Raw genomic sequence first — 11,060 nt, forward strand, 5'->3', positions numbered from 1 at the left:
TCAAACAAGGTGGGGCGACCAAAGGTCGATACCAGCCCTATCACGGTAAGGGCGCACACTGACGTGATCGGCGCTCTGGATGATTACAGGCGGGATCAAGAAGACCTTCCGACCCGCCCTGAAGCCATCCGCCGCATCCTCACCGACTGGCTGCGAGAGCGCGGGTATTTACCGAAGGCTGATTAGGCGGCATGGTCTCCTTTTAAATTGAGGGAAGAACATGCGCCTCTATGTTTTGCTTGCGGCCTTTTCACTCGCGTCTTGCGGGCCTCAAAGCCCGCATCCAACAGATATTATTCATGCCGCCGAGATTCGTGCGCGCCACACGCAAGGCCCCGAATTTCAACTAGCAGCCGGGCAAGTAGTCCAGAGCGAGGCGGCGGTTTTGGTCTGTGCGGTTGGTGGATATTCTGGCGACCGAGGCGGATCATCGCTATTTGCAGTGGCTTATAACTACACGGCGGATCAAATCGTGATCGCACCAGAAAGTGATCAATTTGCTGTTGGCGACATCAGGTTGATGTGCGCCGATTGGGAGGCCATGGACGCAGCTTTCCCAGAGCCCAGCGCGGCGATGACAAGAGACCCCATATCACCCGGCGACCAACCCTAACGTTCCCTGATCTCTTCAGCCTTCAGCATGTCACGCGCGGCGTGCAGCATCAGCTCGTCACAGGTCATCTCTGCGTCAAGGCGGGCAAGGGTCATCCCGAAGCGTTCGGCCAGGTTAAGCCGGTACAGCAGATCAGGATTTGATTTCAGTTTTTTTTTGCGGCGGACAGCGAGAGCCCGGCGTTCAGTCGGAACGCGAGGGCTTCGATCACATCAGCGTCGATCTTGGTGCGCATGAATTGCGCATTCTCCACCGTGAACAAGCGCGCGCCGCTTTCGTCACAGGCCAGCTGAATGACCGTGCGCACGGCGGCCTCGGCCTGATTGATCTTGCCGGTCTCAAGGTCCAGAGACAGGCGCTCGATGGTCGCGCGATCAGCGGGGGTGGGCTTACGGCCATAAACGATGACCGGCGGTTGGCCGTCCTCTGCAAACTCAGGGACCGCCACTTGCGTCAGCGAGCCCTCGTCATCGCGGCGGGCGGCGGCGGCGGAAAGGTATCCGCCGCCTTTTGTCATGGCGTTAGCCATGGCTATGCGCTCACCGCGCCCGTAGTCAGGGCGCCATTGCCCTGGCACTCGAAGGAAACGGAATTCACCGCATCCAGAGCGTTGTTCGGGGAAACGCTGGTGATCGTGGCGGTCCCTGCATACTCGCGGTCGCCAATCGTATCGCCGGAAGGGTAGAGCTTAAGCGAAACGCTCGCGCCGGTAGTCAAAGCGCCCTGGCCACCCGTATCGGACGGGTCCAGATGACATGTGATTGAAGCGGTCCAGCTGGTGTGTCCAACCAGATGAGTCCGGGCGGTGTCGCCATGGGCGGTGTCGTCCACCGTCTCGGCGGTTTCGGTGAGGGTCCAACCGGTGGTCTCAGCGATCGTATCGGTGCCGACTTTGACCAGTCCGGCTTTACCGTGGGAAGTGGCCATGAGCGTTTCCTTTCATGCTAGGCCAGAACGGAACCGGCTGAACCTTCAGCCGTGTGATATTCCACCTCATATGTGAGGCGGGATTGGGCGACGACCTTGCGGCCCTCACCGTCATAACTTTCAGTCAGACTGACCGGCGTGACGTTGAAAATCAGCGCGGATGACCACGAGCCCTCCAGCATTACGGCTTCGATTTCCGCCGCGATGGTGTCGAGCGTGTCAGCCGCGCCGTCTGAATCCGCATCCGCGATCAGATCGAAATGAACCTGCATAAGGCGACCGAGGCGGCGGGGCGTGTTTTGGGTCATCCGGTCAATCTGCTCATCGCCAGAGCTGACATTGATCGCCGGTAGGTCGCTTTGCTGAAGCGGCTTCACGCGGTTTTTGAAGACGCGCGAGCCGCAGGTTTCAAGCCCGGTGACGCGGGTCGCCAACAGGTCGCGGATCTGGGTTCGAACATGCGCCATGATCAGACCTCGTGAAGGATGAGCACGACCATGCCGAAGCCGTCCGGCTGAACTTCAACGACCTCATAGCTATGAGCGCCAACCGTGACGCCATCACCCTGCGCAGCGCTTGGCGCATCGCTCGACTGAAGCGACACCGCAGGCGAAACACTCTCGACGCTGAGATCGCCGTCTTGCCCCACCGCTACATAATTGCGCGTGAAGACGCCCTGAACGGAAACGCCAGCCCCACCCTGCGGGGTGTAGGTGACGCTTTCGCCCAGGGCGGTCGTGAAGGCCCGGCCGACGCCGGCGAAGACGCGGCCCGCCATGGATTAAACGCCAGCCGCAGCCGGCATAAAGCCGTTCAGGCGAACCTGCGCACTGGTCACGCCATTGCCAGCCGCAGTGACGGCAACGCCGAGGAACCAGTTAAACGCGGCGGTCTTGTTGAACTCGGCGTCGGCAACGTCCCAATAAAGAGCGTCACCAATGCCGACCGCGACAGCGGACGCCACCGGCAGGCTGTAAACGCCTTCGGTGTCGATCACGACTGACGCGCCATTGGCGGCGTCGTTTTGGGCAACGCCAAAGATGGAGCCCACTTTCACCATGTCGCCAGACGACACGGCGGCAGGGGCGGTAACGGTCAGCAGGCGACCGTCCTGAGTGTAGTTCTTGGCCATAATATTTCCTTTCTCAGGCCGAATGAAAGACGGGCGGCGCTAAGCCGCCTCGCCTTCCCTTCCGTTCAGGTCAGCGGCCCTTATGAGCCGGCGTTCTTCACCGCGCCGCGGTGGTCGATCCACGAAGCGCCAACGTCCAGGCGGCCTTTCAGCTTGATGCCGTCCGTGTTGAAGTCTTCCGTCTGCTCAAGCTGCGGGCCTTGCTCGCCTTCCAGATAGGCGAACTCGATGATGTCCACCTGATTGGGCGAGGCGAACAGATACCAGTCGTCAGCGGAGCCGCCCGACAGAGACGCAAGGCGCGGCTCGACGATCGGCTGCATGGAATTGACGAACGGGTTCTGGTTGGCCGGATCGGTCACGATGGACGTCTGGCGCGTGTACTGAAGCGCGACCGTCTCCAGCTCTGCCGGAACCGCCAAGAAGGCCGGCTCAAGGTTCAGCAGAGTGCCGTCCGTGTCAGCGTCCGGTGCGAGGGACTTCTGATTGCGCATCTTGGCGCGCGCAGCGCCCAGATTGGCGATCGAGATGGCGCCGGCAGTGGCGAGGTTGCCATGGTCGGCGTGGAACACGGCGGTTCCGTCGCTCAGATCCGGGTTGCCCGTGATCAGACCCCAGACCAGATCGGACTCCAGATTGGCGGCGGAGGTGCCGAACTGGCGCACGATGCGATCAAAGGCTGACAGATCATCATTAATGATCATCTCGCGGGTGAAGGTCAGCCCCCGGCCATAGGTGGCCAGAGCATACTGTTCACGACCTTCAGCCATGGTGCCGAAGCTGTACTCAGCGCCTTCGAGCTTGCGCACAAAGGACGGCGCGTCGGACAGCTGCACACGGCTGACGGTCTTGAAGTCCGGCAGCGTGGTTTCATTGACCAGCGGACGGAAGGTCTGCGGGGCGGCCTGATAAGCCGCGCGCAAACGCTTGTTCGCCACATTGGCCAGGATGAACGGGAAGTCGCTGGTGCCGTGCGCGCCGCGGGACAGCATGGCCTTTGCAAGCTCGCTGCGGCTGAGGCCACGAACTTTGACGCCGCGGGCCGCCAGAAGCTCCTCACCCATGCGCAGAAGCGACATGCCGCGGAACTCACGGGCGCCGTCTTCAAGCTCCGAACGCGGGTTCAGGCGGTGCTCAAGGGCGTTGATGGCCAGAGAGCGGCGGGTGACCTGTTCGTCCTGATTGACCTGCACGCGGGTGCGGGTCTCGCCCGGCGCGTCGTCAGCGTCCGCCAGCTTGTCCAGGAACGCGGCGCGGGCCTGATCAACGGTCAGCCCATCATTGACGGCCTGGGTGATGTCATCTTGCTCAAGGCCGCGACCGATGAACTTGACGCCCAGCGCGTTGATGTCCGCAGAACGCTTGCGCTCCGCGGTCACGGCTTCTGACTTGATGTCAGCCTCAGCGCGAGGCGCCGGGGCGGACGGTGCGGGGGTGGCGTTACGGGTGTTGTCTTCGCCGCTTTCGGGAGCGGCGCTCGTCTTCGTCTCCGACATGGGAGTCTCCTTGTTAGGATTAGCGGGCTCCGCCCGATGAATGCGGCAGGGGTTTTCGTCATTTTCGGAGCGGAACCCCGCCATGTCGTCCGCTCCAATGGGAACCGCGGAAATCTCCATGGGCTCCCAATCCTTGGCGATGACGCGGGTGACGCCTTCGTCATCGCCGTCAATCACCTCATAGCTGTGGACCCGATAGCCCACGCTGATATTGCGCAAGATGCCGCTGACCACATCGCGCCAGATCGGCTCGACGCTTTCGCGTTCAGAAAAGCGGATGAGCGCGCGGCCTTCACCGCCTTCGATCCACGCCCGTTCAACAACGCCGATGACGTCTTCAAGCGACCAGTATGAATGCGTGTTCAGGAAGGGAGCGCCATTGTTCAGGCGCTCCAGCCGGATCGCGTTTTCGCTGACCTCCAGCTCTTCCATGACCCGGCCAAGGCCGGGCATGTAGCGCGGCACGGCGGCGCCGGCGGTCCAAGTCACTTCGACGGTTCGCGCCTCCTGGTCCACCGAAGCGGCGCGCACCTCTGCATTGCGGCCAAGCCGTGCGAGCTTGACCGTATCGTCCATGTCTCTCGCCATGGCTTACTCCTGTGGATTGGTGTCGTCAGGGGTGACGGCGGGCGGCAAGACCGTGCCGTCTGGGCGGGCTTGCGTCAGGCCAGCGCCTGACGTTTTGCGCGGATCGCTGTCAAACACGAGCTCGCGCTCATCAACCTTCTCCGCCCATTCGCTCAGCTCTTTGAGAACCGTCTCAGGATCGCCGCCATTGCGGCGGATGATTTCAAGCATGGACGCCTTGCCGATCCGGGCTTCCAACTGATCGGCCATCAGCTCTTTCTGGCGGTCAATGGGCTCGAACCCCGGAAGGGTCCACTGAACGCCATAGTTCAGCTCTGAAATCCGACCCGCCGCGAATGCGCTTTCGATAAACCAGCGCCAGGCGGGGCGGCAAACCATGGGCAGCACGGTGCGTTTCTGGAAGCGGCGGATCATCGCCTTGAACGGCACGATGCCCGCCTTGTAGCTCGACCAGTTCACGCGGCTCACATCACCGGTCAAGAGTTGGTAAGGCATACCCATGGCTGTGGCGATCTTGTGAAGACGCGCGCGGGTGTAGCTGTCATATCCAGAGGATGGCGAAGGCTGGGCGAAAGAAACGTCTTCACCCGGCTCTAGATATTCGATCATCCCCGGCTCAAGCGTTTCAAGGCGCCCGCCGTCGTCTTCGTCTTCAGCGCCCAGCAGCCCCGGATCTGCAAGATCAGATGTCGTCACAAACGCCGCGAAACACGCCTCGACTTTCTTGCGGACCTGTTCGGCGCTTTCGTATTCGCCCAGATCACGCAGGTCGATCATGGCGGCGGCAAGCCAAGGGACGCCAGACAGCTGGCCCGGCCGCGTCTTGCGATAAGCGTGGGCGATCTGGTCCGCCGGGACACGCTGGCTGTCAAACCGCATGGGGCGGTACAGGCCAACCTCGCCGGGGTGGGTTTGATAAAGCCAGTACGCCACCCGGCGATTGATCCGGTCCAGTTCGATTCCGCTGATGATGTCAAAGCCGGTGGTTTGGTTGCGCAGATGCGTGACGTCCAGATGATCAGGCTCCATGAGCTGGAGCTGAAGCGGGACCGCCAAGCCGTCAGATGAACGGCGGCGGCGGCGGCGCATCAGGACTTCGCCGGACTCAGCGATGGTCTGAACGGCAAGGTCTTGTATGCCGTAAAAATCTGATTGCTCTTCAGCGTCACAGACCTCAGACCAGTCAGCGAACGCCTGGGCGATCTCCTTGTCCAGGCGATCATTGCCAGTTTCAGGCTTGGGGATAATGCCGCCGCCAATGGCGCACTCAGCAATGACCTCCACGCCCCGTTTCGCCCAGCCATCATTGCGGACAAGATCACGCGAGCGTCCGCGCAGGGTCTGGATGGCTGCGCCAATCTCAGCGTTTGAACTGGTCTGAGGCGCGCGCCAGTTCTTCATGCGCCGCCCCTTGGAGGCGCCGTCATAGTTGCGCTTCTCGACTGCATCGAGAGCCTTGCGCGCAGCCGCGCGCTTGAGCGCGGCGCGAGGCGCAACAGTTCCCAGAGCTTTGGTGAACCAGCCCATACCTAAAGCCCCCGCGCAAAGACAGCGCGCGAGCGCCGCTTGGTTTTGACGACACCAAGCTCGCGCTCCATCTCATCACGAACAGACTTCATCTCAGAGAGATCGCGGTAATCCACGCGCTGGCCGTTATAGCTGACGCTGCGAGCGCCGGTGGCGATTGCTGAATTGAGCGCGTCAAGATCAGCTTGCGAATAGCGTGTGCTCATAGCCAGCTCTCACCTGTGTTGTTGAGTCCGCGCCGGCGGCGCTTCTTGCGTTTGACGGGCGCCGGGGCAGGCGCTGGCTTCGGCGGCGGCGCCTCTGACGGCTCCGCTGATCCTTCTGGCGCTGGCGCGTCCGCGGGCGGTGCGCCAGGCGGCAGCTGACGGGGCAAGCCATGAAGGGCGGCGAGCGCATAGCGACGGCAGTCATGGGCTTCGTTCCGGGTGCCTTTGGGGCATTCATAGACGCGCACGTCCTGACCGTTCACGCGCTTGCGAACCAACCGCTCCGCCAGCAATTGCGTGAACCACGCCTGGTCATAATCCGCCGCGAAATGGCAATACCCGGCGCCAGGGCGCTTAACCCTGAGATCGCCGTAAATCTGATCAGAGGCGGCGTTGGTGCCGACCATGAACAGCACTTGCCGCGTCTTCGATTTAGAGGCCCGTTTCGGCCAGATCGGTTTCGCGTTGCCGCCATCGCCCTTGATGGCGTAGACGCGGCGCCCAAAGCGGGGCTTGGTGAACGCATAGACGCGCTCGGTGTGGTGACCGCCTGAGTCAATGCACGCAGCCTGAATGCGCATCTGCAAGCCGTCTTCACGGCGATAGGTTCGTAGCAGGATCTGATCGAGCTCATGCCAGACCTGATCTTGGGACGGGTCGCCGTGGATGACGTGATACTCGACACCCCAGCTTTCGCGCCCGGCGCCCCAGCCCACCACCTCGCACTCAAGGCGATTGTCCTGAACGTCCACCCCTACTGTCAGCACCAAGGCGCCAGACGGGATGTTATCGGGTCCGTAAGACTCGCGGCGTGCAAGAAGGCTGTCAGGATCGACCGCAGTGCCGCTTTCTTCCCAGAGCTCCGCAAGCTGCGTATTGGTGAACACCTGCAAGAGCGACAGGTCGTCTTTTGAAGACAGGAACTTGCGCACCGTCTGCTCTAGGCTCTGCGTCAGCGAATAGAGCTTTGACGCATTGAAGCCTGCATGGCGAACCGGAATCCCCGGCCTTTCACACTTCGGGCAAAGCGCCTCGCCCTGCTCATTCCAGTGACCGGAACCGGTCCAGTTCAGCGGCTTGTGATCCTCGCCACAGCACCGGAAAGGCTTGGTTTGACGCCAGCCGAAATCAGGATCCAGGGCCACAGACTGGATGGCCTTGCGCCGTTCGGCTTCCGTCCAGATCGTGCCGCACCCCCGGCAGACCACACCCGCTGTTTGCGGCATGTGCTGGCCGTTCTCATCCTTGTCCCAGCGAACGCGATCAAAGGTCAGCGGCTGGGCTTCGTCACAGTGCGCGCACCGCACGAATAGCCTGCGCTGATCGCTCATCTCGTATTCCCGCCCTATCCGCGAAAACCCTTTCTGAGTTGGCGAGCAAGCCCGGATCGACTTGGCGTTCCAAAACGTTGACTGGCGCTCTTCAGCGAGCGCGAGCGGGTCGCCTTCTTTGCCAGCGCTCGGCGGGTATTTGTCGATCTCATCCGCCAACACGATGCGCTTGGGGCGAGACGCCAGATCGGTTGGACTGTTCGCCCCCACGATGTCGATCACTGCGCCCGTGTAGAACGCCAGCCGGTCGAGCGTGCGATCAGGTGACCGGGACTTCTTGGCCGGCGCGATCGCCGCCAGCGCTGGCGTTTCATCCACAAGCGGGTCCAGCCGGTCTTTGGTGTAGGACTCCGCGAGGTTCACAGTCGGCAGAACCAGCAATATCGGGGATGCGTCCTGATGGGCGTAATACCCGGCAGCGTTATTGATAAGCTCCGTCTTGAATTCCTGCGTCGGCGCCATCACCGAAACGAAACGGACGCGCGGATCTGTGACCGCAGCCGTAGGGCCAAGCGCCATCGGAACCGTTGCCGTTTTCCACCGGCCCGGCTGGGCGGCGGCGCGTGCGCTCAAACGGCGGAACTCGTCAGCCCACTCAATCAGGTTCCGGCGAGGCGTTGGCTTCAGCGTCGAGCTGCGGATCGACCTCAGCGCCGTCACAGCCCTCGCCATCGCCGTCAAGTTGGGCGGCGAGATCGTCATCCACGCTTAACTCCCGTAGGATGTCATCCACCTGATCGGCAATGACAGGCTGAAGCTCGATGGCCCTTTCAGGGTCAAGCTGGGCAGCAAGGCGGCCAGGCAGTGACCCGAACCGGGTTCGAACCACCGCATACTCAGACCGGACAGCCGACATGATGGTTTCAAGTTCGATCAGCTCGCCGCGCTCCTTGCGCAGGCGGAGCTCTGCAAGGTCGGCCTCATACTGCTCGCGCCGCGCCTTCTCGACGGCGATGTTGATCGCCTCGGCGTTGGCGTCTTCACCATCTGGCGACGTCGCTTGCCGCAAGGCGTCCTGAACCAGCCAGTCCGACACGTCAGCCGTGTTGAACTTCCACTGAATCCCTTTTCGCCCGATCTGCAAAACCGGGCAGCCGCGCTTCACCCAAGCGGAAACCGTGTCAACCGCAACGCCAAAGATTTCAGCGACTTTAGCGCGGTTAACCTCAATCCCTCCGTGCGTCCTGGGCAATAGTCAATTCTCCACTCGGCACAAGAGAAAGCCCAACATAACGGCGTTATGGCTAGAAACAAATCGGGGATCGAACTTACCCACGTACGCCCTCCCCCTTGGAAGAACCTAACGGGGTGGGGGTGTTAGGGGGTGCGGGGATGGGTCCAGCCCTCACCCTAGCGGGCCGTTCTCATGGCTTGGCGAAGGCTCTGGCGCAGGTTGATGGGCAACATGGTGCGGGCGAACTGGTCAGATATGCCGAAGAAGTCATAACGCCGCTCATAGCGGGGGCGGTTGATCTCGATAAGGACCGGCTTGATCTTGCCAGTGCGGGCGCGCTCATAGACGCCAGGGTGAAGCGCTCCGCCTTTCTTGGCGTAGAAGTAGTTCTTCCGCCGTTGGTTTCGCGAAGCTGATCGAGCGGTGCGGTTGGCCACATACCCATTCTCTTGGAATGACCCCAAGGCGCTAAGGATCTGAACATAGCGAGAGCCGGTGAGGTTGCCGTACTGGTTCAGGCGTTGGCCCGGTGCAGGAGCGAGAAAGCTGTTCGGGCCAAGGAACCCACGGCGGCGTAACGCGACCTCGTGTCGCTTGGCTCGGCGGGGCTGGCCGAACACGATGGGCCGCAGGTACTTCTTGGCGGCAACGCCCTTTCCCGCGAACTCGCGCCACATCAGGGACGCCTCAGCGATCGCCTCACCCATGCCCTGACGGCGCCGGCCGCGCTGATACCGTCCCTTGCGCGCATAGATGCCGCGGATGGTGAAAGGCTTGGGGCGGTCAATGTGGCGCTTCATCTGGCGCTGATTGTGGATCACCGCGTCTGTTGCGGTCTTGTTCACGGCAAGGAAGGTGGCGAATGGCAGCTGTTGCCGCTCCACGCGATTCAGCCCGCGCTTGAACTCCCGAACATTGGACCGGATGTCGAGCCCGGCACGGGCCATGGCTTAACGCTTGCGGCGGTTCTGTCCGCCCTTCTGGGTCTGGCGCGGAGTGCGCGTAGGTTCTGTGACGGACTCGGCAGCGCGTTCGGGCTTCGGCATAGGCGCGGCGGTGAACTCACCGCATCCGTCAATATCCAGCGTGCGTGGCCACACAGGCTCAAGCATCGGCCCGCCTGTCGTGGAGGGCGAGGGAGCGGAGCGACGGCACTCGCCATAAGCCTGGGCGTTACCTTGGCCGGTCTTGCGCCAGTGTTTGCACTTTGAACAGGTGGTCATGCGGACCTCATTTGCTGTATTCTCGGCAAAATCGACATTTTGCGGGTATAGGCCCGCGATATGCCGGGCCACTATCGAGGTTTTGCGGATGATGGACGCGCTCAAAGAGCTGGGATGGAGCAAGGCCGATCTAGGCCGCAAGCTGGGCAAGTCGCCAGACAGCGTGAGCCGGTGGGGTGACAACCCGCCACGCTATGTCATGGCTTATATCGAGCTGGCGCTAGAGCTGAAGCGCATCAAGGATGCAGCCAGGGCGGCGATCTCTTAGGGGTTACCGGCGTGCGTCCAGTATGTGCAGCTATGGCTCTGTGTGAGAGACGCCGCCGGTGTTCTGATATGAGAAAGCCCCGCCTGCCGAAGCGGACGGGGCTGTGTGATGGCTGACGCCCTGCTGTCACGGTACTATGCGGCTAGCGTTCCATGTCCGGGTGCGTCCCAACATCGCCTGTCTCCGCAATCTCTGGCGATGAAAGCACTGACGCCCGCCGTCACTCTGTTTAGCCCTGTGGGCTGTGGGTTCGGCAGACAAGGTAGGGAGTCCGTTTCTAGGACGCGCACGACCCTTTCGGGCTACGTCCCTACTCATTCACTCCACGGCCCCGCTTGCCTGCCGATCTCTGTACCCTGTCGCGTGTAGCGCCGGGGTGAAACCTTATGCCGGAACTGGCAGCGCATCCGGCCTCGCTGGCTAATTTCCTCTCGCCTCGCAAGGGCTAGTTTCGATGACATTTATAGACCGTCTTGAACTAGCAAAAGTCATCCAGTCTTCTCGGACCCGCCTGTAGCGGTGAATAACGTTGCCCGTCTTTCCGGGCTGTCATCGGTTTGTGCGTGAGCTGGCAT

14 protein-coding genes are annotated in these 11,060 nt (G+C 61.8%); 2 read left to right on the forward strand and 12 right to left on the reverse strand.

All coding sequences use genetic code 11. The features are described 5' to 3' along the window. The first annotated feature begins 220 nt into the window (after positions 1 to 220). On the forward strand, positions 221 to 613 hold the full coding sequence (locus ACQ66J_RS01430; protein ID WP_430430194.1) for a hypothetical protein: 393 nt from the start codon (positions 221 to 223) through the stop codon (positions 611 to 613). Positions 614 to 758: 145 nt separating this feature from the next. On the opposite strand, the gene ACQ66J_RS01435 is transcribed toward ACQ66J_RS01430, so the two are convergent. The 12 genes from ACQ66J_RS01435 to ACQ66J_RS01490 all read right to left on the reverse strand — a co-directional run bounded on the left by ACQ66J_RS01435 (position 759) and on the right by ACQ66J_RS01490 (position 10,217). After that, on the reverse strand, positions 759 to 1,142 hold the full coding sequence (locus tag ACQ66J_RS01435) for a hypothetical protein (RefSeq protein WP_430430195.1): 384 nt from the start codon (positions 1,140 to 1,142) through the stop codon (positions 759 to 761). A 2-nt stretch (positions 1,143 to 1,144) separates the two neighbouring features. After that, a complete protein-coding gene (locus ACQ66J_RS01440; protein ID WP_430430196.1) occupies positions 1,145 to 1,540 on the reverse strand; it encodes a hypothetical protein in 396 nt (131 codons plus the stop codon). A 17-nt stretch (positions 1,541 to 1,557) separates the two neighbouring features. Then, on the reverse strand, positions 1,558 to 2,007 hold the full coding sequence (locus ACQ66J_RS01445) for a hypothetical protein (RefSeq protein ID WP_430430197.1): 450 nt from the start codon (positions 2,005 to 2,007) through the stop codon (positions 1,558 to 1,560). A 2-nt stretch (positions 2,008 to 2,009) separates the two neighbouring features. Then, positions 2,010 to 2,318: a head-tail joining protein gene (locus tag ACQ66J_RS01450; RefSeq protein WP_430430198.1), complete on the reverse strand. Its 309-nt coding sequence runs from the start codon at positions 2,316 to 2,318 to the stop codon at positions 2,010 to 2,012. A 3-nt stretch (positions 2,319 to 2,321) separates the two neighbouring features. Beyond that, entirely contained in the window at positions 2,322 to 2,672 is a 351-nt protein-coding gene (locus tag ACQ66J_RS01455) for a DUF2190 family protein (protein WP_430430199.1), read from the reverse strand. Between the two features lie 80 nt (positions 2,673 to 2,752). After that, positions 2,753 to 4,756, reverse strand: a complete 2,004-nt coding sequence (locus ACQ66J_RS01460; protein WP_430430200.1) for a prohead protease/major capsid protein fusion protein — start codon at positions 4,754 to 4,756, stop codon at positions 2,753 to 2,755. A 3-nt stretch (positions 4,757 to 4,759) separates the two neighbouring features. Beyond that, entirely contained in the window at positions 4,760 to 6,283 is a 1,524-nt protein-coding gene (locus ACQ66J_RS01465; RefSeq protein WP_430430201.1) for a phage portal protein, read from the reverse strand. 2 nt (positions 6,284 to 6,285) lie between these two features. After that, positions 6,286 to 6,489, reverse strand: coding sequence for a phage head-tail joining protein (locus ACQ66J_RS01470; RefSeq protein WP_430430202.1), 204 nt, complete (start codon positions 6,487 to 6,489; stop codon positions 6,286 to 6,288). Further along, positions 6,486 to 8,480, reverse strand: coding sequence for a phage terminase large subunit family protein (locus tag ACQ66J_RS01475; protein ID WP_430430203.1), 1,995 nt, complete (start codon positions 8,478 to 8,480; stop codon positions 6,486 to 6,488). The genes ACQ66J_RS01470 and ACQ66J_RS01475 overlap by 4 nt, the downstream gene beginning before the upstream one ends. Beyond that, positions 8,416 to 9,012, reverse strand: coding sequence for a terminase small subunit (locus ACQ66J_RS01480; protein WP_430430204.1), 597 nt, complete (start codon positions 9,010 to 9,012; stop codon positions 8,416 to 8,418). Before ACQ66J_RS01480 ends, ACQ66J_RS01475 begins: the two co-directional genes overlap by 65 nt. Positions 9,013 to 9,170: 158 nt before the next feature. Then, complete coding sequence (locus ACQ66J_RS01485; RefSeq protein ID WP_430430205.1) at positions 9,171 to 9,941, reverse strand: hypothetical protein; 771 nt, start codon at positions 9,939 to 9,941, stop codon at positions 9,171 to 9,173. A gap of 3 nt (positions 9,942 to 9,944) precedes the next feature. Beyond that, positions 9,945 to 10,217 carry a hypothetical protein gene (locus ACQ66J_RS01490; protein WP_430430206.1) on the reverse strand — a complete coding sequence of 91 codons (273 nt, stop codon included), beginning with the start codon at positions 10,215 to 10,217 and terminating at the stop codon, positions 9,945 to 9,947. Between the two features lie 88 nt (positions 10,218 to 10,305). On the opposite strand from ACQ66J_RS01490, the gene ACQ66J_RS01495 reads away from it, so the two are divergent. Beyond that, positions 10,306 to 10,485: a helix-turn-helix domain-containing protein gene (locus ACQ66J_RS01495; protein ID WP_430430207.1), complete on the forward strand. Its 180-nt coding sequence runs from the start codon at positions 10,306 to 10,308 to the stop codon at positions 10,483 to 10,485. The last annotated feature ends 575 nt before the right edge of the window (positions 10,486 to 11,060 follow it).

The organism is Oceanicaulis sp., assembly GCF_965284345.1.
In the GTDB taxonomy this organism is placed as follows: domain Bacteria; phylum Pseudomonadota; class Alphaproteobacteria; order Caulobacterales; family Maricaulaceae; genus Oceanicaulis; species Oceanicaulis alexandrii_A.